The following is a 26,297-nucleotide window of genomic DNA, read 5'->3' as shown; positions in this document are numbered from 1 at the left end:
CGATGGGCCTTGAGGAGCAGGCACGGCGGGCGTACCGGGTCTATCAGCAGCACCGGCAGCACGGTCCGCCCAAAATCCGGTTACGGGAGACGTCGTCCGCGGCACCGACCATCTACTACCTGGCCCGCGACTACGACAAGCCCTCCGGGGGCATCCGCACCCTCTATCGACATGTCGACGTGCTCAACGAGGCCGGGGTCCCCGCTGCGGTGCTGCACGAGCGGCGCGGCTTCCGATGCAGTTGGTTCCCGAATCGGACCCAGGTCACCGACCTGCGGTCGAGCCCACTCGGACCCGACGATCTCCTCGTGGTGCCCGAGACCGACGCCCGGCTGCTGCCCCGGTTGCCGACGACCGTGCGGCACGTCGTCTTCAACCAGAGTGGGCACCTCACCTGGAACGTGGACGCGGAGTTGGTCACGCGCCATTATCTGGACAGCCCCGGTCTGCTCGGCGTCATGGTGGTCTCGGAGCACAGCCAGGACCTTCTTGAGTACGCGTTTCGCAGACCGATCCACCGGGTCCGGTTGAGCGTCGACACGGCGCTGTTCAACCCCCCCGACCGGCCCAACGGACGTGTGATCAGTTACCTGCCGCGGCGCGGGCGGGCGGACACCGAGAATGTCCTGCACCTGCTGCGGGCGCGAAACGCGCTGGCCGGGTGGACCGTCGACGCGGTGGACGGCGTCTCGCAGGAGGAGGTCGCCCGCAGGCTACGCGCCTCGACGATCTTCCTGAGCTCCTGCTACCAGGAGGGTTTCGGGCTGCCGGCGGTCGAGGCGATGGCGTCCGGGAACTACGTCATCGGTTTCCACGGTTTCGGCGGCCGGGAGTTCTTCGATCCCACGTTCAGCCAGCCGGTTCCCACCGGCGACCTGCTCGGCATGAGTCGCGCGCTGGAGGAATGCCTGACCCGGGAGGCCGAGCAGCCCGGCTGGTGCTGGTCGCGGGGCGTGGAGGCAGCCCGGCACGTGCAGGCTGAATATTCGGCCGAACGGGAGAGCGCCAGCATCCTGGCGTTCTTCAAGGAGATCGGCCACCGCCCCTGACCTCGCCGGTGGCCGCACCACACGGCCCGCACCGCTCCCCCGACGGCCGGATTCCGGCCCCACCAGCGTGGGGCCGGAATCCGGGTGGGTACCTCAGGGCATCACGGTGTGATCTTGTAGATGTGGTACGCGGACTCCCGGGCGAACGAATCCTGCAACGCGCCGCCGCTGATCGGCACCGTTCGGTTCTCGAACAACACCTCGGCCCGCGCCCCCTTCATGCCGGGCGGGAGCGTCAGCGTCTGGGCGCCGGTCCCGCCGGTCCGGCCCGGCATGGCGAAGACGTAGTACGAGTTGCCGTACGCCTTGAGCATCGTGTCGAGGTTCGGGTTGAACCGCCACTCGTACGACTGGGTGTTCAGCACGGGCGCCAGGGAACTCACCCGCCGGTTCAACTCGGTCACCGCCGGTCGGACCGCGGCGCCACACCGATCGCGCAGCACATGCTGGGAGAGGCAGGACCCACCGAAGTTGTGATTGAAGTACTGGACGCCCCGCGCCTCGTGGATCAGCGAGTTCATCACCGCGCCGGCGATCTGGTCACCAGTGATGGTCGGTGCCTCGTTCTCGGTGAACGGGTGCCCCACCTCGACGAAGGCGAAGATCGGCTGACGCTTGCCGTCGGCCCCGTCGAGGTGACGCATCCGCTCCATGGTCCGGCCGTAGTTCGCGGCGCGTCGGCAGTTTTCCGGCCGGACGCCAATGCCGGGCCCCTCCGACGGGGACTCGCAGACGCCGGGGTCGGTGTACCAGTAGATGTCGTTGGAGACCACGTTGGTGTAGCTGTTGACGAAGCGACCCGCCTCGGCGTCGGTCTCCCAGAACATGACGCCCTTGCCATAGTTGGCGTACCGCAGCCGCCCGTCGGCAGGGAACCGCTTGAGCATCGCTTCCTGGATCGTGTATCCACAGCGGCTGTTGGCGGGTTGGCAGACCGGTCCCTGCCCGGGATGGTTGCCGGTCCAGGCGGAGCTGCCCGGACCGCCCCACATGTCAACCTCGTCGGACAGTGACCAGGCGACGGTCGACGGCCCGACCTGCCCGCTGTTGCCCCCGATCACGCTCATCCCGGCGCTCTCGATGAGCCGTAGGTTGCTGTTGTCGGTCGGCGCCACGTACGTGTTGATGCCCGCGCTCTTGTCCAGGGCGGTGTCCCGCGCCTCGATCACGCTCTCCTGCCACACTCCGATCGGGAAGAAGGCCGGGTTGGTCCAGCCCGCTCCCCGGGCGACCGGGAACGCCCCGTAGTAGGCGGGGCCGCCCTCCCAGGCAACACGGGGCAGGGCCAGCGGACTGGCCGTGGTGGTCGGCGCCGGGCTGGGCGTCGGGGTGCGCGTCGGCGACGGGGGCACCGACGGGGTCGGGGTCGGCGAGGTGCTCGGACGGACCGAGGCGGTCGGGGTGGGCGATCCACCCACGGCGGGAGCGAAGACGACATCGACCCAGTAGTTGCTGGCCTTGTAGGTCGACGTGGGGAAGCCACCGGCGCCGTACGCGTAGACACCCGCGACGCCCGACGTGCTCAGTGGGCCGGATGTCACCGTCCGAGTGAAGAAGTTCTGCGTCGCCCGGTACCGAGTCGTGTGGTACGAGACGACGTACACCTGGCCGGCGTCGATCCGGACCGGCGTCGGGAGCTTCACCTCCTGCCAGCCTGAGGGCGACTCCGCGGTCGAGGTCGCGGTGGCGAGCTTCTGGCCCCTCGCGGACCAGACGTTGACCGGGTGCGAGTTTCCGGAACCGTTCGCCTTGAGGATCCGGACGGCCGCCAGCGTCCCGTTGCTGCTCGAGGTGAAGCGCAGGCCGAGCTCGACGGGCTGGGTGTCGGGATCGGTCGGCACGCCGGAGACGTCCGCTCCGGCGAAGAAGGAGAAGGTTCCGGATCGGCTGGTCGCGGCGTCGGCGGCGATGACCGTTGCCGAGACCAGGACGGTCAGGGCAGCGGCGATGGTGAAGGTCAAGCGCCCACGACGTGGGCGGCGCCCCGATGGCGGCGAGACAGGCGGGCGGGGGGCCGGAGGAACGGGAGGATGTTGGCTTTCCACGAGATTTGGCACCTTTCGGGTTGGATCTCTTATCGCCGCCACCCCGTTTGGTCGAGATGGACACGCCCCCCCAGTGCGATTTCTGACGCGGACAGCTACTGCTGTTCCGGCCAGCCGCCGCTGCCCGGGCTAACGAGGAGCAGCAGCCGGTCGGGTACGGCCCTCCGAGAGACTTAATGGTGACTTGAGAATAGGCACCCCAATCGCCCGGAATGCCCTTCCGGTCGTTGATCCGGCAAAAGCGATATTCAGCCGCCGAGGACTACCGCCCGAGCTCGGGACGCTCCCCCCGTCCCCAACCGGCGCGCACGCTCCACCCTGGAGAGCGCCGCTTCGCCTCCGCCAGCAGGATGATCGCGACGTAGCAGGCCGCCGCCGGCAGCAACCGGGGCGACCGGAGCAGCACGTGCCGCAGCCAGGACCAGGAGCTCGGGCCGGGCACCGGGTCGACCGGGAGGCCGTACTCCGGCGGGGCGGACCGGACGAAGCGCCAGAACTCGGCGTTGCCCTCCCGCGCACGGGCCACCCGGCGGATGAGATCGCCCGTGCGCTGCGGCGCGCGTACGCGTACCACCGCCTCGATCTCCACCTTCTCGTCCGCGCCGACCACCGCGTCGAGGAACATGTCGTCGGCCGTGATCTCGGGAATCCGATCGAAGCGGGCCCTCGCCTCGGCGGAGAGCGCGATGATCCCGCGCCCGAAGAGGCGGTTGCGAAACACCGGCAGTCGGGCGTTCATCGCGTAGTAGGCGCGGACGGGCCAGGCGCTTCCCGAGGTGTCGATCACTGGCCGTGGCACCGCCGCGACGATCCCGGGCCGGCTGACGGCGGCGGCGAGCTGGCGTAACACGTCGGCCGTGACGGGCACATCAGCGTCCACGTAAATTCGAACGTCGCCGTTCGATGCCTGGTCAGCGGCGTTCATCGCGGCGGATTTGGACGGCGTCGAAATTTCCAGAACGTGTACGCCAAAAGAACGAGCGACTTCGGCAGTGCCGTCGGTACATCCGTTTGCGGCGACGACGACCTCCATATCCGCGCCGAATTGCGGAGATTCGAGCAGGCGTCGAAGGACACCACCGATCCCGGCCGCTTCATTGAACGCGGGCATGATGACACTGATTTGCACGCATCGATGCTGCCAGTCGGGGGGCGGATCAACAACCGGTCGAATGGTCAGTGCCGTCTCCCGCGGAAGCCCACAGATGCTGCCCGTTTGATGCCTTGCCTGTGCGCACAGCGTCGGTAGATTACTTTCCCATGCCCTCCTATGTGCACGGTTCTCGTGTCGGAAGCCGGGTCAACGTCTACGGGGTCGAGTTCGACCCGCTGCAGGAGAAAGACGTGATTCGGCATGTCGTCACCGAACTTGCCGCAGGACGGGGCGGACAGATCGTCACCCCCAATGTGGACATCCTTCGACTTACTCGTCGAGATCGGGAATCACGGGCGCACGTCGAATCAGCGAGCCTTGTCGTGGCCGACGGCAAACCCCTGGTCTGGGCCAGCCACATTGCCGGACGTCCACTGCCGGCCCGGGTCCCGGGCTCGGACCTGATCTGGAGCCTGTCGGCCGCGCTGGCCGAGCAGGACCGCTCGGTCTATCTGATGGGCGGCGCACCGAACACCCCGAGCCGCGCGGGCCAGATCATGCGGTCCCGCATCCCGCGACTGCGGATCGCCGGCCACCTCAGCCCGCCGTTCGGCTTCGACACCCACCCGGACCAGCTCGAGGCGGTCTGCGCCACCGTGGCCGCGGCCCAGCCGGACCTGGTGTTCGTCGGGCTCGGCTTCCCCAAACAGGAACGCGTGATCGCCCGGCTCCGTCCCCTGTTGCCCCGTGCCTGGTTCATGGGCTGCGGGGCGGCCATCGGCTTCGTCGCAGGCGCGCACCGGCGGGCTCCGCAGTGGATGCAACTGTCTGGGCTGGAGTGGGCGCATCGCCTGGCCAGCGAGCCCGCACGGTTGATGCGCCGGTACCTCATACACGATCTTCCGTTCGCGCTGGAACTGCTGGCGATGAGCGCCCGCCAACGGCTGCGGCTGCGCCCGGAACCCCCCGTGGACCGGGTCTCGGCTGCGCCAGACGCGCCGGTCCAGGCCGGGGGGCCGCATTGAGCCGGCCCGACGTCTCGGTCGTCATCGTCTCGTACAACACGCGCGACCTGACCCTCCGCTGCCTGCGGGAACTCACCGACAGCCGCACTCCGGACGTCCGGTTCGACATCACCGTCGTCGACAACGCCTCGCTCGACGACTCCGCCAACGCGATCGCGGAGCGCTTCCCCGAGGTCCGGCTGATCCGACTGGCTGAGAACGTGGGCTGGGGCCGTGGCGTCAACCGGGGCGCGGTCGCCAGCGACGGGGACTATCTCCTGCTGCTCAATCCGGACACCGTTCCGGTCGGCCACCCGGTCACCGACCTCCTCACGTTCGCTCGACGCCAGCCCGGGCACCGCGTCTATACCGGGCGGACGTTGCACGCCAACGCCACGGACGACGGGTATTCCTGCTGGGGACTGCCGAGCCTGTGGAGCCACTTCACCTTCGCCACCGGCCTGTCGACAGTCTTTTCCCGCTACCAGTGGGCCAATCCCGAGGGCCTGCCCCGGTACGACCGGCAGTCGGTGCGTGAAGTACCGGCGGTCTCCGGCTGCCTCATGCTCATCGAGCGTGACCTGTTCTGCCAGCTTGGCGGCTTCGACCCGCAGTTCTTCCTGTACAGCGACGACATCGACCTGGCGGCTCGGGCCGCCGCCCTCGGCGCTCGGCCGATCCTCAACCCGGACGTCGCCGTGATCCATGTCGGTGGCGCCTCGTCGAGTTCGGAGGGGCAGCGGGTGAAGATCCTCCGGGGCAAGGCCACCTACGTCCGCCGTCACTGGTCAGCGTCACGGGCCCGGCTCGGCATCGGCCTGCTGGCCGCCGGTGTCGGGCTGCGGGCCGTCGGCACGGCCCTGCTCACCTCGAAACGGTCCCGTGGCGTCGACTGGGTCTCGGTCTGGCGGCAACGCCAGGTCTGGTCGGCCGGCTGGCCGCAGATCAACGAGCCCCGGCCGCCGCAGGATCCTTCCAAGGTGGCGCCACGGCCGACGGGGTCACCTCCGCCGGCAGACCGCGCCGACGCAGCAAGTCGCACGCCATTCGGCTGACCGTCTCGCACTTCCAGAGCAAACCTGTCGCTAACGCCCGTGGCGTCCCTTTCGGATGACAGCGGCGACTCCGCCAGCCCGCTCCGAAACGACGATGACAGCCCTCCTGCGAGATTTCCTGCGCTTGAGAATGCTCGACCGGGGCCCACTCCGCCAGCCTGATATCCGGCGATTCGATCTAGAGTCGCATTGCCGACAATGGACGGGGCGCCGACCACCGGGAGCGGCTCGACACAGGTGACGCTAAAGCGGCCGGCGACGCGTTCGACAGCGAAAAAGGCAACCCGCATAATGCCGGTTGCACGCCTCTTCGCCGCTATGCTGGCGACCCGGCGATGGTCGCTCAGTGGGGTCGGATCGCGATGATCGACTTTGTCAGGCCCAGCAGACGCTCGTTGCGGATGATGGCGTCCGGAAACAGGTACCGGAGTTCGGCGCGACCGATCAACTCGGTCGTCAGGACCTGCCTCATGGCCGCCTCGTAGGACTTGCCGGGGGAATAGGCGAGGGGCCACCTGCGCGCCATCACCACCCGCGCCGACAGCGGCAGGAACTGCATTCCCGGTGCCACCCAGTGTGGCTCGACCGGGAAGTAGCGGTACGGCGTCTGCACCCAGTACGCGCGCCCCAACCCGCGGACCGCCTCCGCCATCCGGCGACGACGCTCGTGGCCACCCACGTGCTCCAGCACGCTGTTGCTGAAGACGAGGTCATAGTCGCGGCGGAGGATGCTCCTGGGCAGCTCGCAGGCATCGGCCTGGTCCGCCTCGGCCCAGTCGGGCAGATCCGCGGGCAGCGCCTCCAGGTTGACCACGTGGACGTGTGCCGGCCGGACAGGGACGTGCGCCCAACTCTCCACCCGGCCACCCAGGTCGAGGACGGTCATGTCGGCCAGGCTCGGGAAAGTGTCCGACAGCCAGGCCGCGCGCAGCGCCCGCCGTTTCGCACCCAGTGAGGTCGGTGAGTCGACGAGACGGAACCTGAGCGCGTGGAGCCCCATGGGTGCGTGTCCTCCGGTCTGCTGATGACGTCGATGACGCAGGAGTTGCCTCGGTCAGATGCCCCGGCCACGGCGGTGCAGCGTGCGCAGCACCGTGTCGGCGCGGAGCACCCTCCCGGCCACCGCGAGAGCGAGGTACGCCCGCGGCTCGCGCGGGTTGCGTCGGAGGGCGTGCCGAGCCCAGCGCATGGCCGCCCGCCGGTCGCCGCAAGCGGCGCGGGCGAAGGCGATCTGCCCCGAGACCCGCGCCGCGCCGGCTGGTTGGGTCCCGAACTCGGGGTAGCGCTCCAGGAGCCACTGCAACGCCTCGGAGATGGTGTCCCAGCGCTGCGCGAAGTAGGACCGTCGGTGCCAGCGCACCAGCACGTACGGCGTGCACAGGTTGACCAGCGGCGCGCTGCGCGCCGCGCGGAGCAGAAACTCGTAGTCCTCCGCGTAGCTGCCGGGGATCTCCTCGTCGACCAGTCCGAACCCGGCGCGCAGCGCGGCGGCGCGGATCAGGAACGTCGACGGGTGCAGCTCGGTCATCCGGTCCCGCAGCAGGTCGGCGAGGGTGACCGAATCGCTGGCCAGCACCCGGTCGACGGTCTTTCCGTCGTAGCTGACCCGGATGCCACAGCTGATCAACTGTGCGTCGGGGGCAGCGGCGAGCGCGTCGATCTGGGCCCGCAGCTTGCCGGGCAGCCACTCGTCGTCGTCGTCGCAGAACGCGACGAACTCCCCGACGGCGGCGAGGGTCCCGGAGTTGCGCGCACCCGCCAGGCCCGGGGTCCGCTGGTTGGGGATCACTCGGACCTGGCGGTCCAGGCGAGACAGCTGCGTCAGCGACTGATCCGGTTCCGACTGGTCGTGGACCACCACCACCTCGACGGGGCCGGGATAGTCCTGGTCGAGGATGGCGCGCACCGCGGCTCGGAGCAGCTCCGGACGGTCGCGGGTGGGCACGACCGTGCTCACGCTCGGGTGTCCGGTCATCGCCGCTCCCCGTGCCGGTCCGGTAGAAGCCACGACCACCATCTCGCGCCCTGCCGCCGTCTGGCCGACGCGACCACCAACTCCTCCACGATTCGCCCGACCTGCTCGACCGCCGCCCGGCGTGTCGTGGCCGCAACCGGGTCGGCCGCGACGGTGAACCGGAACGGATCGGCGAGCCCCTCGGTGAGCGCCCCGATCACCGCCTCGCGGGTCTCGGCCAGCGCCACCATGCCGGCTGCGCCCAGGCGACGGGCGAAGAGCAACTGGTGGTCGTCGACGTGCTCGCCTCGGGCCGGGTCCCGGGGGGTGACGATCGGCAGATGACCCTGCCTACGGGCCTCCAGAATGGTGGCGGGCCCGGCGTGGCAGACCACCAGGTCGGCCTCGGCCATCGCGGCCTGGAGTTCGCCGTGGCCGAGGAAGGTCACCGCCCCGGGGACCGCGGGTGCGCGGGTGTGCCCGTGCTGGACGGTCAGCCCGACGTCCTCGTCCACACCGTGGTGCCACTCCTCCAGCCAGCGGATCAGGCGGTCGAAGGGGTGCGTGTCGGTGCCGACGGCGACCAGCACCCGGGCCCGGGCGAGATCACCGGAGTGGCGCGGTCGGAACGACCCGGTGCTGGGTGCCGGGCGGGGTCGACCCGCGGCGACCCGGTGCGCGGGGACGTTGCCGATGTTCTCGGCGCTCACAACAGGGTCCCCACGACGGTGGCCTCCGGGTACTGCCGCCGCTGCTCATCCCACTGCACCAGCATCGCGGAGAGGAACGGCCGACACAGCCGGGCCGTCACGGTCGCGGTGTCGATGCGGTCGTACACCTCGATGTAGACGGTGGGGACGCGCCAGAGCCGGGCCAGCAGCACGAACGGGACGGCCACTCCGGCCCCGGTGGTAACCACCGCGGCGACCCGACGCGACCGCAGCACCCGCCAGGCGAGGACGGTGTTGCGCAGCAGGTTCGGCACGTTGCGGGTGGTCGGATGGTGCGCCGGGACGACGTCCTCGCCGACGAGCTGCGAGACCGCCTCGGGTGTGTCGAAGGTGATCCAGCAACGCCGCCAGCTTTCGTACCACGGACGCAGCGCGAGCAGTTGGGCCAGGTGCCCGCCACTGGAGCCCACCAGGAGCAAAACCCCGGGATCGTTGGCATTCTCGATTGTCGTGTCCACGCGACTCCCCACACGTGCGCTTGGATTTTCGGTGGCAGCCATGCACCAGCAGATCACACGTCCCCAGTCGGTGAACAGAGCGATCGACGGACATATGGATCCGCAGGTGGGAGCACCGGGCAGACGGACACGATCACCCACATCAATGATCACCATGGCGTGGAATTTCTTTCTCATCGTCGAAGTCGATGATGGATCAGGACATTTACCGACCTCGAAGGATCAGTCGCTGGTTCGTTTCTCGATGACGTCCAGCAGGGCGGGGTGCAGCGCGACGTTCCAGCCCGCGCCGGCATCGGCGAGCCGCCAGACGCGCAGCCACATCTCCAGCAGGTAGGCGTCCGCCACCAAACCTCGGGCCGCCGGCCCAAGCCCCAGCTCCGCGCCGTACCGGTCAAGGTGGGCGTCGACGGCCAGGGCCGCGGCGGCGGCTGGCGCGCCCCGGAAAACCAGGGCCCGCTGGAACGCGTCGTGGGCCAGATCGAAGCCGAGCGGAACGCCCGGCCCACTGTGCTCCCAGTCCCAGGCCACCAGGCGGCCGGCGTGCACGCCCAGGTTCCAGGGCACCCAGTCGCCGTGCCAGTGCCCGAACTCAACGGCGGTGCCACCGTGCCGGCGCGCCAACGCGGCGACGGCGGCGACCGCCCGAGCGCCAACCGGTGCGCCGGCCGCGGCGCGCTCCGCCTCGACGGTGAGCCGGAGCAGGAACGGCGACCCGGCCAGCGGTCGCGGTGGCTCCGGAGGGCTGCCCCGGCGGGCGACCGCCAACAACGCGGCGATTCGCGGGGGTGCGCCGGCCGCCACCCCCCGCACGGCCGGCGGCAGCGGTTCGACAAGCGCGACCGTCTGCCCGCTGGCGGCCGTCTCGGCGAGAAGCCGGGGTGTCGCCGGGTGGTCCGGCGTTCGGGTCGCCGCAGCCAGCTCGCGCAGGGCCGCCGCCTCGGCCGTCACCAGTGCCCGGGTGGCACCGTTCCAGCCGATCTTCGCGTACCCGAGGGCGCGACCGTCGGGCGCGAACAGTTGCAGCGTCGGCTTGTGGTTCGAATCCGGCGGGCGAACCCCGCAGGCCGCGTAGACCACGGGCCCGCCGAGCGCGGTGCCCAACTGCCCGGCCAGCAGCACCTCGTCGGCCGCGACCTCGTCGGGTAGCGACACGGTGAGCCGGGGGAACGGCACCAGGTCCATCGCGCCGACCCGGGCCAGCACACCCAGCGCGGCCCGCACCGCCCGCACTTTCCACGGGCGCAACGCGTTGTACGCCAGCAGCGAGGCAGCCGTGGCGCTTGGCGCGCCGAGCGGCAGCAGGAACCGTGCCCGAGTTAGCGACGGGACGATCGCGTACCGGGCGGCGGCGCGGTGCCCGGGCGGCGGTGGACCGTTCACGGTGAGTGCGATGCGCTCGTCGCCGAACACCGCCCGGGTGACCCAGCCCAGTCCGTCGGCACGAGAACGAGGATCACTGGAGACGGCGACCCCGGCCGTCATGGCGTCCGCTCCGGCCGGTCGAGGTCCAACCCCAGCCGCTGCCGTAGGGCCTCGTTGTGCGGTCGGTAGTACTCGGTCAGCTCCGCTCGAACCCGCGGATCCAGTGGCGCCGAGCGGCGATCGTTGTAGACCTTGAAGGCGGGCAGGTCGTGCGCGGGCAACCCCAGGAAGTCCACCGTCCTGCGGTAGGTGCCACGGGTGTCGCGGTAGAGGTCCTCGCTGGGGAGGAACAGGATCTGCTCGCGGTCGAACCGGTCCAGCCACGGCTCCAGGTGCTCCAGGTAGCGCCCCCGAGCACGGTAGGTGTACCAGTCGTAGGGCTCGCTGAAGGCCTCCGGCTCGACGATCAGTCGCTCCCGCTCCCCCGCCGTCCGCTCCTCCTCGGCGGCCAGCGCGTCGGCGAAGTCCAGCGGCTCGACGCCGTGCGTCCACCGCTCCTTCCAGTGCGAGTACGCCCGCTCCACCGGGTCCCGCAGCAGCACGATCAGCCGCACCGTGGGCATCAGCGCGGCGACCCGCTGCGCGGCGAGGGGGTGGAACATGTAGAGCGGAGCGGCCTCACCCACCCGTACCGGGCCACCGTGCCGGCGCTGCAACGTCGCCCGCTGCCGCGACGTCGGGAAGTGCGAGCGGTACCAGGCCTCGCCCCGGTGCCAGTTCTGCTCGAAGTAGTGCGAGGCCTTGGTGTTCCAGGCGGGAAAGAGGCGCGGCACCAGCGGGTGCTGGATCAGGTAGTTCCACAGTGAGGTGGTGCCGCCCCGCTTGGTGCCGATGATGAGAAAGTCCGGCAACGGCCGCCGACCGCTGGTGCGTACGCCGTAACCGACCAGGGAGTCCTTCACCCGGTTGGTCACCTGGCTCGGCACGATCTGCTTCACCCGGTCGCGGATGGACGACACCGCTCCTCACCTGCCCTTCGGCGACGCGGAGGTGGCACCGGCTGCTGCCGATTCCGCCTCGATCTCGCCACGGAGTTGCCTCATCGTCACCCGGATGAACCGCCGCACGTCGGACATCGTCGACAAGCCGACGCAGCCGGCAGCCAGCACGCTCAACGCCACCACCAGGCCCGGGATCCCCCGGCCGCCCGCGAGCACGCCGGCCAGGGCCGCCGCTCCCACCCCGACGACCACCCCAGCCGCCGCGCGCAGCAGCGCCACGTCGACCAGCGGCTGCCCCAGCACCGCCCGGGCGCAGCCGAACGCGCTCAGGTTCTCGGTGACGATGCCGGCCGCCCAGGCGACGGCCGCGCCGGTCACACCGTGCCCCGGGATCAGCCACAGGCCGAGGGAGACGGTGACCAGCAGCCCGATCACCGTCGCGGTCAGGTGCAGGCCGCTGCGACCGCCCATCAGCAGCAGGCTCTGCACGTTTCCCACACCGGTGTTGACAAGCATGGCCAGGGCGAGCACGGTCACGGCGGTGGCGCCGGAGGTGAACTCGGGCCCGAAGAGCTCAAGGAACCCCAGCCCGAACACCGCAAGCAGCAGGTAGACCGGCCACGACAGCACCACCGCCCAGCTGGTCAGTTGCCGGTGCACCGCCGCGGCGGCGGCCCGCTCGCCGCGCCCCAGCAGCCGCGACAACTGCGGCGACACCGCGACCCGCAGCCCCTGCATGGCCAACTGTCCGGCCAGGATGTAGCGACCGACCGCGCCGAAGACGCCAGCGTCGGCCTGCCCGGCAAGCACCGAGGTGAGCAGGACGCCCACCCACACGGCGCTGGCGTCGATCGCGGCGGACGCGGCGCGGGGCAGCGCGAACCTCCAGAACGCCGACCAGTCGGCCCGCTCGGGTCGCAGGGCCGCACCCCGGCCGACGCCGAGCGGACCCACCACCAATGCCAGGCAGACCAGAACGGCGAACGCCGCCGGGAGCAGCCAACCGGTCAGACCGACCAGCACTCCCCCGCCGGCAACGGCCGCCACCCCGACCAGCACCGGTCGGGCGACCGGCACGAGGACGGACTGCACGCCGACGTACGCCAGAATCGGTCGGACGCAGCGCACCACGGCGAGCAGGAGTGTCATCGCCACCACCAGCGGCACCGCCGCGAAGCTGGCCGCGATCAGGGACGTACCGCCATCGCCCGCGTCCAACAGTCGGGGCCCGAGCGCACCCGCAGCGAAAACCCCGAGGAGGCCGACGACGACCGCGGCCACGAGCGGCGGCAGCAGGGCCACCGGAAGCACCCGGGCGGCATCGCCCCGCATGCCGAGGCGTCGGCGAGGCAGCATCCAGATCAGGGCGGTCTCAGCACCCAGGGCGCACACAGCGGCGGTGACCGTGACGATGCCGACAGCGGTGAAGAACGCCCCCGAGCCGACCGTGCCGTAGCCGCGGGTGATGACGACCACCAGCAGAAAGCCGAAGAGACCGTTGGCGGCGGCTCCGGCGAGACCGGCGAGCCCCGTACGGACGCCGCGCCGCGCCGCGGTCGTGGCGTCGACGGGAGGCTCGTCGGGACCGGGGCAGACGGCCGAGTGGGTGCCGACCGTCATCCCGCAACGGCCCTTCGCAGGCGAGCGGGGTGCGCCCGGTCGGGGTGCCGAGGGCCGGCTTCCCGCTCGGCGAGCGCCATCGCGACGGCGACCCCGAAGAAGGCGATCGTGATGGTGGGGTCGGCCATGCCGTAGAACGGGATCTGCACCAGACAGATCACCGGGACCACCGCCAGCCACTGCCCGGGTGCCGAGCGGGCCCGCGCGCTTTTCAGCACGACGATCACGAACCAGGCGAGGAAGCAGAGCAACGCCGGTATGCCGTGGCTGAACATCACCATCCAGAGCTGCCCCTGGGTGCCGACGGGCACCTGCGCCGTGACCGTGTCCACGGTGACGGGCGCGCCGTAACCGAGCCACGGCGAATCCCCGATACGGCGGATGACCTCGACGTAGAGGGAGAGTCGGTCGGTGTTCGTGTCGCTCGACTGGACCCGCTTGTTGATCAACTCACCGACCGGGATCAACAGAGCGGTGAGCCCGCCGATGACCAGGACCCCGACGACGGAGGCGCCCACCCGGACGTTTCCCCGCAGCGCGGCCCGCACGCCGAGCACGCCCAGGCCCACCCCGAGGCTCACGAACATGACCCGGTTCAGGGTGAGGAAGGTCGGTGCCAGCGACAGCGGCAGCGACACGAGCAGCGCCCAACGGAGGAATCCGCGGCGGCGCAACATGGTGTACGCCACGACGCAGGGCAACGTCATCGCGTACGCGCTGCCGTAGTTGTTGGTGTACGGGAACGGCGCCGCCGGACGGAAGATCGGGTCGAGCGACAGTTCGCTGTACTCGGCGGCCCTGATGTGGACCAGATCCTGCGTGTACGGGTGGTCGGCCAGGCCGGCGGGCAGCAACATCTCCATCGGGGTGCTCAGCGCGAATCGCGGCGCCAGCACGCCGAGCCAGCCCAGCAGCACCAGACCGAACCAGAACGCGCAGATCGGCACGAGCGCCGCCGCCGGGTCGGCTCGCTCCCTGGCATATACGTACACGTACCCGCCGACCACGAGGGCGGTGACGTAGTAGCCCAGCCGCAGGCCGAAGGGGAGCAGCGAGACTGATGAGGGTAGTTGGGTGGCACTGAGGAGCACCAGCGCCAGAAACAGCAGCCAGACGCCGGTGGCCGGAGGCAGCGGCACCCGCCCCCGGACGATCAGCAACGCCAGCAGCAACGCGCCGCACAGAGGCCAGACCAGGTAGAACGCGCCGGCCAACCACCACAGCGGGACCAGACCGAACATGATCAGCAGCGGCCAACGGGGCAGCCGCGGTGGCAGCGGCGTCGCGATGGCCGACGGGCCCTCCCCCTCCGGCTCGCTGGCCGCCAGGGCGAGGGTGACAGGCACCGTCAGCCCCGTCCGCGGCCGGTGAGCACGAAACCCAGGGGGGTGACGCCAGCCGCACGAAGCCGCTCCACGAGGCGGCGCAGGTCGCTGTGGCGGGTCCTGTCCTGTTCGACCACGACGACTGCGGCGCCCTGGCGGGCCACCGCGACGCCACGCTCGTCGGCCTCGGAGGGTGGCGCGTTGAAGAGCACCACCCCGGTGGTGACGCGCTGCCGCCACGTGCCGAAACGCACTCCGCCGGCGCCCACGGGCACCTCACCCGCGTTGGTCCCGGCCGTACCCAGGCCGCTCGTGGTCGCGTCCGGACTCGTTCGCGGCAGGGTCAGGGTGGCGTCCGGGTCCCTCAATGGACGACTGCCGACCGGGTAGGGGGACGGTCGGCGGGTGGGGACCTGGCCGGTGGCCCCATTGCCGCTGACCGCGTCGGTGCCTCGGGGCTTCGGGACCAGTGGACGGGCCGAGTTGACCGCTGCGGGCAGGTGTTCCCGGTCCGCCAGCACCGCGGTACGCAGCCTCTCCAGGCGGCCGCTGTCGTCGGCGACGTAGACGTCCCGGCCGGGCGCGGCGAGCGCGACCGCCAGGGAGGCGGTGATGGCGGTCGGGTCCTCACGCGTGGTCAGCAACGCCACCCGGGCCGGCTCACGAACCCGCTCGGCGATCGCCATCGCCACGTACCGGATGTCGGCGTCCATCACCTTCCGCCGGCCACCGAACAGGCCGCCACCGAGTCCCCCGCCGCCGAGCAGCCCGCGCCCGAACAGGCCGCCGGCGGTCAGGCCGCCGCGCACCGTGCCGAGCAGCGGCAGGCCGGTGACGTCGCGTCCGTCGTGGACCGATCGGACCCGGCGGTCGGCCGACTCCCAGGCGAACGCCAGCACCACGCCCAGCAGCGTGCCGCCGAGAAGCCCGGCCAGCACGTAGAGCAGGATGTGCCGGCCGGAGGAGACCAGAACATTTTCCGCGCTCTGCGTGATCCAACCCGGGTTGACGTCGACCGCCGCAATTTCCGTCCGCGCCGACCTCAACTGGGTGAGCTGACTGTTGGTGCCGCCCAATTCGGCAATGGCGGCGTCCAGCGAACCATCCCGCGCGCTCACGATCCGCCGCTGCAGAATCTCCCGCTGCTTGTCCACCTCCACGATGCTCTCGTCGTAGCGCTTCAACATCTCGGCCCGCTGCTTCTCGTACATCGTCCGGCGCACGTCGAGGTAGGTCTGCGCGGCGAGGTTGACGTTGCGTACGGCCTCGTCGGCCGAGCGACCGGTGTACGAGAAGCGGAGGATCTGCCCGCCGGTGGGCACCTCCACCTCAAGGGCGTCGCGCACCTCGCGCGGGTCCCCACCCTCGGCGGCGAGCCGTTGCACGACCTCGGTCCCGGTGGCGATGCCGCTCTCCACGTTCATGTTCACCGCCCGGTCGGCGGCGGCGCCGCTGGGGGTGAACGCGTCGGTGACGACCGGGCGTACCGCCACCACGGCGCTCGCGGTGACCGCGCTGGGCATGAGGACGACGTACCCGAGGACGGCGAGGAGGCCGACGGCGGCGACCGCCCCCACCAGCCGGATCCGGTGCAGCGGGACACGGAGCAGGTCCGTCAGGGTGACCGTCCGGACCGACGTGCCCCCACCGCCGAGTGCGTCGGCGGACCAGGTACCGGAGGGTGCATCAGCCATGAAACTTCACCGTCTGTCGTGAGTTGCCTGGACGTGTCGACACCTGCGACAGGCGTGGCACATCCCTCGTGACGCTTCGGGCCGGCGATCTGGTCCGCCGCCGGCCCGACCGTGATCTGTCGATTCTCTCTGACGGTGAGGCCACCGTCACTGCACGGAGAAGAAGATCCGGGGCGTCGACCAGGTCAGCCCCCCGCCCGCCGGTGCGATCCCCGTGCTGGTCGCGCCGTTGACCGCCAGGCCGGCCGTGGGATCGAACGACACGCTGCGCAACGTGCCGTCGCTACCGCCGTACACGATCCGGCCGCCGACCCAGGCCATGCCGCGCACCGACGACCAGGTGACACCCGTGGTCGGCAGGCTGAACTCGGTGGCGCCCAGGTAGTTGCCGTCGATCTCGAAGTAGCGATAGTAGAGCGCGTTGGCACCGCTGCGGGTGTAGTACAACCGGCCGCCGAGATAGAACGCGCCGGTCATGCCCGCGGCGTTGAACCAGTCGTTGAACCCCGACGACTCCCAGGGAACGCCGATGGCACCACCGTTGAACATCGAGACGTCGATCCGGCTGCCGGTGGGGGCACCGGCCACGGTGTGCGCCCAGTAGATGCGGTCGCTCACCCGCCAGGTCGCACCGGCACTTGTGTAGTTGGGTTGGCTGACCGTGGTGGGGGCGCCGACACTCACGCCGTTGAACGACGCCTTGGCCAGCTGACCTTCGCCGGTGCCGAGGTAGAGGTTGCCGGTCGTCGCGGTCGGCGGGTTCTTCGGGACCACGGTGCGGCCACCATCGAGCGGGAACATGCCGAGCCGGCCGTGGTACTCGCTGCCCATCCCATCGGAGTTGTGCCCGAAGTAGAGCCCGTCGCTACCTCGCCACAACACGGGAACCTGCGAACCCCAGGTGCTCGTGCCGTCCGGCATGGACGCGCTGCCGCGCCGGCCGGGATTCCAGGCCACCGGCAGGCCGGTCGCCGGCGTCACGGCGGCGATACCGAGTCGGTCGATCGCGCCGTCGCCGGCCGCGTCGGTGGCGTTCGGGTTGTTCAGCCAGCGGAAGTGCCCGCCCAGGTAGATGACGTTGTCGGCCACCTCGACTGAGGTGATCGTGTCGTTGCCGGTGTAGTCGACCCAGGTGCCGAGCTGGCCCCCACCCCGGTTGGCGGTCTCGAACCGGATCAGCGCGTCGCAGTACGCCGCCGGCCAACCGGCACCGCCGTTGGTGCCGACGACGAACCAACTGCCGTCCGCACCGAACTTCACATCCTGGACGTAGTGCACGAAGGTCGCGGGCGCCGCACACGGCGCGACGAACTTCTCGGTGCTCCAATCCAGCAGCGTGGGCGTGCCCGCAAGATCGATCATCGCCATCTGGTTCCGGGACAGTCCGTTCACGAGGGTGAAGTTGCCGGCGGCGATCATGGTCTGCCCGTTCGGCGTGACATCGATCGTCCAGCCGTACGAGCCGGTGCCGTGCCGTCCGACCGTGGCGTTGATGTTGAACGTCGGGTCGATCGCACCGGTGGTGGCGTTGAGTCGCCCCAGCCCGGAGTGCGCGGCACCGTTCAACCAGTTGAAGGCGCCCGCGACGTAGAGCCAGTTGCCGCGCAGCACCATGTCCCGGATCATGCCGCCGTCGGAACGACCGACCCAGCTGTCGATGGTCGCCCCGGTCGTCGGGTCCAGCGCCACCAGGTTCTTCCGGGAGACGCCGTTGACGGTCTTGAACCCACCGCCGACGATGAGCGTGCCGTTCGGGCCGGCGACCAGGGTGTTGACCGGGCCGTCGAGGACCGGCAGGAACGTCGTCGAAATGGTTCCGCTGAAATTGTCGTACGCGAACAGGTAGCTCTGGTTGACCCACCCCGCGGCGGCGGTCTGCCGAATCTGGGTGAAGCTGCCCCCCACGTACACCCGCGAGCCGACCTGCGCGAAGGCGCGGCTCTCACCATCGCGGCCGTGCGGTGTGACGTCGGCGGGGTTGGTCGACACCAGGGTCGCCGTCTCGGGGGCCGGCACCACCGCGGCCGAGGCGGCGGAGGGGACCGTCAACACCGCGGCCACGGTCATCAGACCGACTGCCGCCGCGCGGATACGACATCGTGCAGATCGCCGAGAGGGCCAAACTTTGGGCACGCTACGCCTCCAGGTTGGACGAGAACCCACGTAGCGTGCCCCCTCCGTCACCGTTGGCGATATCCGCCGATTGGGCGGTCGCTGGCACAAACGCCACGGCCGCGGGCCGTTTCGCTGTCGGGTGTCAGACACCCCGGGTGAGCCGTGGTCGGCGGCGATGCGCGGAACGGGTCAGGCGATGGTCGTGGCCTCGACGGGCGCCACGTTCGCGGACCGGGTGGGTGGACGCACCCGCCCGTCGGCGACGAGCACCGTCAGCACCAGCACGCCGAACAGCAGAGTGCCGAAGATCCAGCCACCGAGCACGTCCGTGAGCCAGTGCTTCTCGGCATAGATGCGGGTGTAACCCTCCACGGAGACCAGCACGGCCAGCGCGGTCGCGATGGCGATTCGTCCCCGTCGCGGGACGTTCCAGGTCAGCCCCGCCAGCACCGCGATGACGCCGAACGTGAGCATGACCCGGGCGCAGCCGCCAGAGGGATAGGTGCCGACGTCGGTGGGTGGGTGGCCCCGGTCCACGGTCACCGCCAGGATCTGCTGGGTGTACTGCTCCACCACGAACTGCAACGGCAGCGCGACCAGCGGGATCCACCAGCGACGGTGCCGCCAGGCGATGACGAAGGCGACCGCCGCGACCACCGTCACCCACTTGAGCGGGTACCGGTCCCCGACCTGGGTGACGAACGAGTTGAGGTCGGCCCACCCGTCGACACGGCGGGCGTGCACGTAGTCGAAGACCGGGTGATCGACGGACGGCTCCAGTCTGGACAGCGCCTCACCGAGGGGCCAGCAGATCGTCACCACCGCCGCCGACCCGGCGAGCAGGACGACGAGAGCGGCCCCGTTTCGGCCGAGTGCCTCGGTGAGCCCGGCCACCGCGACGCGTAGTCGGTCCGCCGCTCGGCTCTGCTGGGCGGCCGGAACCCAACGGGTCGCCGCCACGGGGATCAGGACGGCCGGCACCAGCACCGACGCTGCCCCCAGAGCGTAGATCAGCACCACGGCCGGACACCGCCGTCCGGTGGACCGGCCACCGGCCCCGCCACGTCCACGGCACGCGGCCACCTGCCATCCGTCAGCGCCATCGGTCCTCCTCCACCGTCCGTGCGATCGTCAGCGACTGCCTCCGGTGGGCTGCCGCAGGTACGGGTCCTGTCCGGCCTGCGCAAAGCCCGCCACCGCCGAGGCGTCGTGGTTCATCGTCATGTCGCAACTTGCCGTACGGCTGGTCATGCCGGCCGAGTTGAAGTAGATGGCGGCCTTGATCTTCGGGTGCGCTTTCAGCGCCGCCGGGAACTCCTGGAACCAGCGCTGTTTGGCGCCCGGGTCGGCGGCGTCGAAGTTGGTGCCGAACTCGGCGAGCATCCGGGGCTTGTCGGCCCCGATGCCGCTGTCGTCCAGCCAGTCGTAGAAGCCGCCGACCGTCGTGCTCGGGCTCCTCCACACCGTGCTGCCGTTGCAGACGTGGAAGTTGTACGGGTCGTAGGCCACCCAGTCGACGTAACGGTCACCCGGGTACAGGCCGGCGTACCGTGAATAGTGGCCTGACCAGCCCATCATCGTCCAGACCCAGACCGCGTTGGTCGTACCCGCCGTGGCGAACCGCTCGTGGACGTAGCGCCAGGCACGGACGAAGTCGGCGTCGCTGCCCTTGGCCGGCTCGTCCTCCGGCTCGTGGTCGAAACCCATGAAGACCGGCACCCCGACGGCGCGAACACGACCCGCGACCGCGTCGATGGTCGCATCGTGCCTGCCGCTGTAGACATCGGCCCAGGTGAGGGTGGTGCCGGCGGAGAAGTCGCGGGACTCCCAGGCGAAGAACAACAACCGGCCCTCACGCAACTGCCGCAGTTCGTACGCGTCGGGGAACGCACCATTGCTGCCGGCGTTGGAGAAGTCGTGATAGCGGTGCACGATGTCGAACCGCCGCCCGACCTGCGTCTCCACATCGGTGACAGCCTTGCCGTGGTCCCAGCCGCCGGCCGCCCCGGCGGGTGAGTACATCCCCCACCAGGCGCCACAGGAGGGCACGAGCTTGTCCGACACCGAGTCGCACCCGCCGGGCGGGTTGGTGGGGGCAGCCGTGGCGGAGGGCGCCCGGGTCGTCGGCACGACCGTCGGCGAGGGCTTCGGGACGCTGATGGTCGGCGACGCGCTCGCCGTCGGCCGGGTGACCGGCGGCGACGACGGCGCGGCCCCGATGTCGTAGCTGACCACCAGACTGGGGCGCAGGTCCGGATTGCGGTTGTCGACCGACGCCCAGTAGATCCGGCGCTCCAGGCCACTCTGAGCCAGCGAGACCGTCCAGGTGCCGTTACCGGTGACCAGCTTGGAGATGTCCCACTCGTTGAAGCCTTCGGACACCGCGGACACGCTGTCCAGCGCGTCACCAGGCGACGCCAGAGCCGGCCGCGCCTCGCGCGCGCTCAGCGGTGAGGCGTGCGCCGTCACGACGGCGGCGACCTGCTCCCAGGCGTGCACCCGCAGCGTCGCCCGAAGGTTGACCGCGGCGGCCGGCACGGTGGTCACGGCGAACTCGATGACCGCCTCCCGTCCACCGTGCGAATTGCCGTCGCACCGCGTCGGGCAGGTGGCCAACGTCGACTTGGCCGCGTTGTCACCGTCCTGCGACACCGCGGTCGCGGTGGTGTCGGCCGCCGCCCGGATCGACAGATCGTCGCTGGCCAGCAGCGGCATCATGGTCGCCACGAGGCCGGCGACCACCGCACCGCCGACAACGCTGACGGCGATCGCCCGGCGCCGACGTGCGCTGCGGATCCGAGTTCTGCGGTGCAGTCCATGCCTGGCCAAGGACACTCCCTGTATCTGCTTCCGTAACGGTCAGAAGCGTATCGATGACCAGGCAATGTCGTACGTAGGACAGTTTCCCGTAAGCGCGTCTTAACCGTCAGCTAAAGCTCTGCGACAGTGCGGGGAACCGCCCGGGGTTCCCCGCACTGTCGACTCGAGTCGGGTCAGACTCTGACCTCTACTCCGACCGCGGCCTGCGGGGCGGAGGCCGCCTTCGGTGCCCAGCGTCCGGGCATCCACCAGTTCGCCTTGCCGCATAGTTCCATCACCGCGGGGACAAGGATCATTCGGACGATCGTGGCGTCGATGAGCACGGCGACGGCCATGCCGAGGCCCCCCTGCTTGACCGCGATGTCGGGGCCGAGGAGGGAGGTGGTGAAGACGGCGATCATGATGGCGGCCGCAGCCGTGATGACCATGGCGGTTCGCGCCAACCCTCGGGCAACGGCCGTGCGGGTGTCGCCGGTTCGCTCGTATTCCTCACGGACCCGTGAGGTCAGGAAGACCTGGTAGTCCATGGACAGGCCGAACAGGACCGGGAACATCATCATCGGAACCCAGGTCGTGACCGGCATGGCGGTCGGAAACCCGAGGGCCGGGCCGAGCCATCCCCACTGTACGACCGCGACGATCACGCCGTAGGCGGCACCGATCGACAACAGGTTCATGACGGCGGCCTGCAGGGCGATCGTGACCGACCGGACCATCGCGATCAGCAGCACCATGGAAATCGCGATGACGACCGCGATCATCAGGGGCAGGCGCGAGCCAGACTCCTCGGCGAGGTCGATGGTGCTGGCGTTCGGTCCGCCGACGTGGACCCGTTGGCCGCCGGGTGCGTTGGGCAGCACGTCGTCGCGGAGTTTGTGCACCAGATTCGCGGTTGCCTCCTCCTGATACCCGGTCGTGGGGAAGGCAGTGAACGTGACGGCCTGCCCGTCCTTGCTGAACCGAGGTGGCGTGGCGTGGGCGATGCCCTCGGTCTTGCTGATCGCCTCGACGATTGGACGCAGATCGGCGTCCTTGGAGTCGACCTGGGTGACGAAGATCAGGGGTGCTCCGTAGCCGGGACCGAAGCCCTCGGAAAGAATCTCGTGCGAGATGTAGCTGCTCCTGTCGCGGGGTTGGACGCTGGCGTCGGGCTGACTCAGCCGCATCGACAGCGTGGGTGCCGCCAGGACCAGCAAGATCACGCTGGCCAGGATCGCGGCAATCACCGGCTTGCGCTGCACCACTCCGGCCCAACGCTCGGCGAGGCTGTGGCGCTCCTGAAAAGGGGCGCTGGCGGGCTGATTCCGGCGGGACGTGCGACGGGGTAGACGCAGTGAGTTGATCTTGTATCCGGTGAAGCCCAGGAACGCGGGCAGCAGTGTCACCGCGGCGATCATCGTCACCAGCACGATCACCGACGTGGCGACGGCCACCCCGGTCATCAGCCGCTGTCCCATCACGAGCAGGCCCAGCAACGCGATCACGACGGTCGTACCGGCGAACAGCACCGCGCGACCGGCAGTGGTGATGGCCTTGACCGTGGCGCTTTCGGGGTCATCACCGCCCCGCAGGCCGTCCTTGTAGCGGGTCACGATGAACAGTGCGTAGTCAATACCGACGCCGAGCCCGATCATCGCGCCGAAGATCGAAGCGAAATTCGGCGCGGGAACCACGTGCCCGACCAGCTTCATCAACGCGAGGCCGCCCACAATGGCCAGGAGGGCGGTCACGATCGGCAAGCCCATGGCCACCAGTGACCCGAAGGCGATGAACAAGATCACTGCTGCTGCCAGGATGCCCACGCTTTCGGCCGAACCCTGCGAGGGCGTCTCGGCCTTCTCCGCCATGTACCCGCCCAGCCCGAGCGTGACGCTGTCATCGGAGGCGACCTTGACGATGTCCACCAGGGGCTTGACCTCGGTATTGGTCACGCCCTTGTCGCTCAGCGGGATGGTCATACGGGCGACACGACGATCCTCCGTCACCAGGTTCTTGTCCTGATAGGGCGAAATCACCGGTCCGGTAACAGGTGAGCCGGCGAGTTCGGCGACGACCTTATCGATCTTTTGCCGGGCGGCGGGATCATCGATTCCCTTTTCTGCCTTGATCGCGAGAGTCAGCGTGTCTCCTTGCTGCTCGGGGAAATGCTGCTCGATCAGCTTCTGCGCCTCGGCGGATTCCGAGTTTCCGCCAGTGAAGTCGTTGTCGGAAGCGGCGCCGTTACCGAAGCCAATGAACGCCACGGCGATCACGCCGACGATCCAAGTCAAGAGGACCAGGCGACGGCGCCGGAAACAGAACCTGGCCAGTCCCGCCAGAGCTCCGTTCGTACGGGAGTCGTCTGTTGTCATCATCTTCTCCTCAAGTGGTTGAGCGTCGCACTCGATCGTGCAGCCGGCATCACTACCGTTCGCCGCGCACCATCTATTTCCGTTCTCATGTCATCGGGGTTCATTTCGGCACCGAAAATGCGCGTCAGCAGAGGCGCCCTGTCCCTCGGTGCGTTTCGCGCCCAGCCCACCGGTGCGCGTCGCGGGCCAGATCAGTGGTCATGGTCCGGGCTTCCGCCGCGCGGACCACCGAATGGCGTCGTGACACCGTCGTAGTGGAGTCGCAGCATCATGCCCTGATGCGCGTGGGGCAGATTGTGGCAATGGTTCATCCAGATTCCGGGATTCGTAGCGCGGAACGCGACCTCCCATTTCTCGCCTGGCCGAACATCGAACGTGTCCATCCACACCGGACTACCGATGGACGGCTTCCCGTCCCTGGACAGGATCAGCAAGGAATGGCCGTGCAGGTGCCAGGGGTGCGTTTCCGGACTGCGGTTGACGACGGTGAACCGGACGAGGTCGCCGTTGGCAACGATCTGGTCCGGGATGGACGGGTGGCCTCGGCCGTTGATGGTGTGCGCATACGCCGGTCGGCCGTCGACCATGGCCACTCCGCGATCGAGGACCATGGTGAAGTGCCGGTCTGCGTTGCGGGTGTCGAAGGGCACGGCGACCGGAGCGCCGTACCGCAGCAAGTCGAGCTCCGGCAAACCGGACGTGTCCTCGATGCGCGTTTCACCGGGGGCATCGCCATGCGGGCGCAGGCGCAGTCCGCCGTCACGATCGTCGTCGACAGCGAGGGCCACGGACGTGTCCGGCATGAGGAACACCAGGTCGTACCGCCCGCCTGCGGGCAGGTGCAGTCCGACGTCGCTGACCTCGCCGGGCTGGTTGAGGTCCCGGCCGTCGACGGCCGCCAACTGGAACCGGGTTCCGGCGAGGACGATCCGGTGCGGCTCCGAGTCGGTGTTGATCAATCGCAGCCGCACGGGTGTAGCGGGTGGTGCGGGGTGTTCGGTTTGGCCGTCCCTGTCGGCGATCACGACGGTGCCGCCGAACGTGTGCACGGGCAGGGTCAGGTCCACCTGGTCCGCCGCCGTGTACTCGTCTGCTCGCTGTCCGTCGCGCGGTTTCACGACGAGAGTTCCGTACAGACCTTTGCGTACGCCGACGTGGGACGCGTGATGGGTGTGGTACCAGTAGGTGCCCACTTGGTCGGCGCGGAATCGGTAGAGAAAGTCCGCACCGGGTCTCACCGTCAACTGGGTCACACCCGGCGCGCCGTCCTCCCCGCACGGTACGTCATAGCCGTGCCAGTGCAGGGTCACGCCGCCGTCGATGTCGGCGTTGCACAGCCGCACTTCGATCAGGTCACCCTGCGTCGCGGTGATCGCCGGACCCGGGACCTGGCCGTTGTAGGTCCACGCATCGATCTCCCGTCCGGACGGAAGCCGTACGGTGGCCTTCTTCGCGGTGAGCACGTACCGCCGCACGGTGCCACCCGGTGCCGGTGGGCCGGAGCCCCGAAGGTCGGCCACCGACACGGGCACGCGCGATGAGCGTCCAGGACCGCCTCCCATGGTCGCTGAGTCGGCAGGGAGGAAAGACATACCACTGCCGGCACCGGCTGCGGTCACCACGACCGCGCCACCGGTCCAGCCGATGAACCGGCGGCGCGACATCGGGCGTCGACCCTCAGACGCCTGCGCGACGCCCGCGTCAGCGGTGTTCTCTCCGGGAGGCGCGACCACTCGCGCGGTCAGCAACGCGGCGGTGCCCACGACCGAGATCGTGATCAAGACAGTGCTCAAGGTGAGCGGGTATCCGACCAGGAAGGTCACCACAAGACCGGCCAGTGCCGCGTAACCCGCAGTGAGCACCGAGACCACGCCACCTGCCGACCAACCGTCGCCCTGCCCCCGCCTCGCCGAGAGCAGTTGCCGGCCGGCGAGCAACGCGGCGACGGCCCCGGCAGCCCCGAGCATCGGCAGCCCCAGGAGCACCTTCTCCTGTACGAACCACCAGCCCCGGCCTGCCAGCATCGCCACGGTGACCACCCGGACAAGCGTCACGAGCACCGCCGCGACGAGGAGGGCGAGCGCCAGCCGGGTGCGCCGGAGCGCCAGGGTGACGCCGGCCGCGAACCACGTGGCAACGCTCAACAGCGCCACAGCGTGGTCCACGATGATCCACAGCGCGGTGGTCATGGCACCTGTCGCGCGGGTGCGGCCGACCTGGACAGCTGTCCGGCCTGGCGAACGATCCTCCCGGCCACTGCCACGATAGCGAGACCGTTGACCGCGTGCAGACCGAAGACGAGCTGGCCGGCGGTCGTGCTGCCGCCGGTGCCGTCGAACGCTGTGGCGACCGCCTTGATCAGGAACTGGACAACCGCGAGTCCGGCGACCAGGCCGCTCAGCCCGATGAGCCGCCCGGGCATCCGAGCTGTCGCGGCGGCGATGGTCACGAGGACCGAGAGCAGAACGATTCCGCCGCCCAGCATGCGGTGCGGCTGGAACGACTCGTCGTTGGGTGCGGTGTCGAACGCGCCGCTAGCAGCCAGGAAGAACTGTGCGACGACGGCCAGCATCAGCAGGGCCGCCAGGCCCGCAAAAGCTTTACGCACGGCGCACTC

At 69.7% G+C, this 26,297-nt stretch carries 20 protein-coding genes; 3 read left to right on the top strand and 17 right to left on the bottom strand.

Going from position 1 to position 26,297, the window contains the following annotated elements:
• The first annotated feature begins 2 nt into the window (after nt 1-2).
• A complete protein-coding gene (locus JOD64_RS25450; protein ID WP_204944550.1) occupies nt 3-1,049 on the top strand; it encodes a glycosyltransferase in 1,047 nt (348 codons plus the stop codon).
• A gap of 101 nt (nt 1,050-1,150) precedes the next feature.
• On the opposite strand, the gene JOD64_RS25445 is transcribed toward JOD64_RS25450, so the two are convergent.
• Together JOD64_RS25445 and JOD64_RS25440 are read right to left on the bottom strand one after the other, a co-directional pair.
• The gene (locus JOD64_RS25445) at nt 1,151-3,010 is read right to left on the bottom strand and encodes a DUF4082 domain-containing protein (protein WP_204944549.1); all 1,860 of its coding nucleotides are present in this window, start codon (nt 3,008-3,010) and stop codon (nt 1,151-1,153) included.
• Nucleotides 3,011-3,356: 346 nt separating this feature from the next.
• The gene (locus JOD64_RS25440; protein WP_239561692.1) at nt 3,357-4,205 is read right to left on the bottom strand and encodes a glycosyltransferase family 2 protein; all 849 of its coding nucleotides are present in this window, start codon (nt 4,203-4,205) and stop codon (nt 3,357-3,359) included.
• 149 nt (nt 4,206-4,354) lie between these two features.
• Here JOD64_RS25440 and JOD64_RS25435 point away from each other — a divergent pair, with 149 nt between their 5' ends.
• Both JOD64_RS25435 and JOD64_RS25430 read left to right on the top strand, forming a co-directional pair.
• Complete coding sequence (locus JOD64_RS25435) at nt 4,355-5,212, top strand: WecB/TagA/CpsF family glycosyltransferase (protein WP_204944547.1); 858 nt, start codon at nt 4,355-4,357, stop codon at nt 5,210-5,212.
• Nucleotides 5,209-6,246, top strand: a complete 1,038-nt coding sequence (locus JOD64_RS25430; protein WP_204944546.1) for a glycosyltransferase family 2 protein — start codon at nt 5,209-5,211, stop codon at nt 6,244-6,246. The genes JOD64_RS25435 and JOD64_RS25430 overlap by 4 nt, the downstream gene beginning before the upstream one ends.
• Nucleotides 6,247-6,589: 343 nt before the next feature.
• Here the strand turns inward: JOD64_RS25430 and JOD64_RS25425 are convergent, their stop codons facing one another.
• The 15 genes from JOD64_RS25425 to JOD64_RS25355 all read right to left on the bottom strand — a co-directional run bounded on the left by JOD64_RS25425 (nt 6,590) and on the right by JOD64_RS25355 (nt 26,288).
• Entirely contained in the window at nt 6,590-7,246 is a 657-nt protein-coding gene (locus JOD64_RS25425) for a class I SAM-dependent methyltransferase (RefSeq protein ID WP_204944545.1), read from the bottom strand.
• Nucleotides 7,247-7,300: 54 nt separating this feature from the next.
• A complete protein-coding gene (locus JOD64_RS25420; protein ID WP_372434192.1) occupies nt 7,301-8,263 on the bottom strand; it encodes a glycosyltransferase family 2 protein in 963 nt (320 codons plus the stop codon).
• Complete coding sequence (locus JOD64_RS25415) at nt 8,218-8,790, bottom strand: glycosyltransferase (protein WP_307813987.1); 573 nt, start codon at nt 8,788-8,790, stop codon at nt 8,218-8,220. Before JOD64_RS25415 ends, JOD64_RS25420 begins: the two co-directional genes overlap by 46 nt.
• Nucleotides 8,791-8,906: 116 nt before the next feature.
• The gene (locus JOD64_RS25410; protein ID WP_307813638.1) at nt 8,907-9,389 is read right to left on the bottom strand and encodes a UDP-N-acetylglucosamine--LPS N-acetylglucosamine transferase; all 483 of its coding nucleotides are present in this window, start codon (nt 9,387-9,389) and stop codon (nt 8,907-8,909) included.
• 222 nt (nt 9,390-9,611) lie between these two features.
• On the bottom strand, nt 9,612-10,874 hold the full coding sequence (locus tag JOD64_RS25405) for a hypothetical protein (RefSeq protein ID WP_204944542.1): 1,263 nt from the start codon (nt 10,872-10,874) through the stop codon (nt 9,612-9,614).
• Nucleotides 10,871-11,773, bottom strand: a complete 903-nt coding sequence (locus JOD64_RS25400; protein WP_204944541.1) for a sulfotransferase domain-containing protein — start codon at nt 11,771-11,773, stop codon at nt 10,871-10,873. The genes JOD64_RS25405 and JOD64_RS25400 overlap by 4 nt, the downstream gene beginning before the upstream one ends.
• A 6-nt stretch (nt 11,774-11,779) precedes the next feature.
• On the bottom strand, nt 11,780-13,375 hold the full coding sequence (locus JOD64_RS25395) for a lipopolysaccharide biosynthesis protein (protein ID WP_204944540.1): 1,596 nt from the start codon (nt 13,373-13,375) through the stop codon (nt 11,780-11,782).
• Complete coding sequence (locus JOD64_RS25390; RefSeq protein WP_372434191.1) at nt 13,372-14,721, bottom strand: O-antigen ligase family protein; 1,350 nt, start codon at nt 14,719-14,721, stop codon at nt 13,372-13,374. Before JOD64_RS25390 ends, JOD64_RS25395 begins: the two co-directional genes overlap by 4 nt.
• A gap of 2 nt (nt 14,722-14,723) precedes the next feature.
• Nucleotides 14,724-16,394: a lipopolysaccharide biosynthesis protein gene (locus tag JOD64_RS25385; RefSeq protein WP_204944539.1), complete on the bottom strand. Its 1,671-nt coding sequence runs from the start codon at nt 16,392-16,394 to the stop codon at nt 14,724-14,726.
• Between the two features lie 147 nt (nt 16,395-16,541).
• Nucleotides 16,542-18,461: a hypothetical protein gene (locus JOD64_RS25380; protein ID WP_239559646.1), complete on the bottom strand. Its 1,920-nt coding sequence runs from the start codon at nt 18,459-18,461 to the stop codon at nt 16,542-16,544.
• A gap of 237 nt (nt 18,462-18,698) precedes the next feature.
• A complete protein-coding gene (locus JOD64_RS25375) occupies nt 18,699-19,529 on the bottom strand; it encodes a phosphatase PAP2 family protein (protein WP_204944538.1) in 831 nt (276 codons plus the stop codon).
• A gap of 111 nt (nt 19,530-19,640) precedes the next feature.
• Complete coding sequence (locus JOD64_RS25370) at nt 19,641-21,344, bottom strand: glycoside hydrolase (RefSeq protein WP_307813635.1); 1,704 nt, start codon at nt 21,342-21,344, stop codon at nt 19,641-19,643.
• A gap of 158 nt (nt 21,345-21,502) precedes the next feature.
• Nucleotides 21,503-23,680: an MMPL family transporter gene (locus tag JOD64_RS25365; protein WP_204944536.1), complete on the bottom strand. Its 2,178-nt coding sequence runs from the start codon at nt 23,678-23,680 to the stop codon at nt 21,503-21,505.
• Nucleotides 23,681-23,871: 191 nt separating this feature from the next.
• Nucleotides 23,872-25,869: a multicopper oxidase family protein gene (locus JOD64_RS25360; RefSeq protein WP_204944535.1), complete on the bottom strand. Its 1,998-nt coding sequence runs from the start codon at nt 25,867-25,869 to the stop codon at nt 23,872-23,874.
• Entirely contained in the window at nt 25,866-26,288 is a 423-nt protein-coding gene (locus JOD64_RS25355; protein WP_204944534.1) for a DUF6220 domain-containing protein, read from the bottom strand. The genes JOD64_RS25360 and JOD64_RS25355 overlap by 4 nt, the downstream gene beginning before the upstream one ends.
• Nucleotides 26,289-26,297 lie beyond the last annotated feature (9 nt).

Source organism: Micromonospora luteifusca (genome assembly GCF_016907275.1).
Lineage (GTDB): Bacteria > Actinomycetota > Actinomycetes > Mycobacteriales > Micromonosporaceae > Micromonospora > Micromonospora luteifusca.
Note: the sequence above shows the minus strand (reverse complement) of the source record. Positions and strands in the feature narration are given on the sequence as shown.

What these genes read in the sequence shown, in the direction of transcription:
- JOD64_RS25450 (WP_204944550.1), top strand. Translation starts at nt 3, where the DNA reads ATGGGCCTTGAGGAGCAGGCACGGCGGGCGTACCGGGTCTATCAGCAG.
- JOD64_RS25440 (WP_239561692.1), bottom strand. Translation starts at nt 4,205, where the DNA reads ATGCCCGCGTTCAATGAAGCGGCCGGGATCGGTGGTGTCCTTCGACGC.
- JOD64_RS25435 (WP_204944547.1), top strand. Translation starts at nt 4,355, where the DNA reads ATGCCCTCCTATGTGCACGGTTCTCGTGTCGGAAGCCGGGTCAACGTC.
- JOD64_RS25425 (WP_204944545.1), bottom strand. Translation starts at nt 7,246, where the DNA reads ATGGGGCTCCACGCGCTCAGGTTCCGTCTCGTCGACTCACCGACCTCA.
- JOD64_RS25420 (WP_372434192.1), bottom strand. Translation starts at nt 8,263, where the DNA reads ATGGTGGTCGTGGCTTCTACCGGACCGGCACGGGGAGCGGCGATGACC.
- JOD64_RS25405 (WP_204944542.1), bottom strand. Translation starts at nt 10,874, where the DNA reads ATGACGGCCGGGGTCGCCGTCTCCAGTGATCCTCGTTCTCGTGCCGAC.
- JOD64_RS25395 (WP_204944540.1), bottom strand. Translation starts at nt 13,375, where the DNA reads ATGACGGTCGGCACCCACTCGGCCGTCTGCCCCGGTCCCGACGAGCCT.
- JOD64_RS25385 (WP_204944539.1), bottom strand. Translation starts at nt 16,394, where the DNA reads ATGGCTGATGCACCCTCCGGTACCTGGTCCGCCGACGCACTCGGCGGT.
- JOD64_RS25380 (WP_239559646.1), bottom strand. Translation starts at nt 18,461, where the DNA reads ATGACCGTGGCCGCGGTGTTGACGGTCCCCTCCGCCGCCTCGGCCGCG.
- JOD64_RS25365 (WP_204944536.1), bottom strand. Translation starts at nt 23,680, where the DNA reads ATGACAACAGACGACTCCCGTACGAACGGAGCTCTGGCGGGACTGGCC.
- JOD64_RS25360 (WP_204944535.1), bottom strand. Translation starts at nt 25,869, where the DNA reads ATGACCACCGCGCTGTGGATCATCGTGGACCACGCTGTGGCGCTGTTG.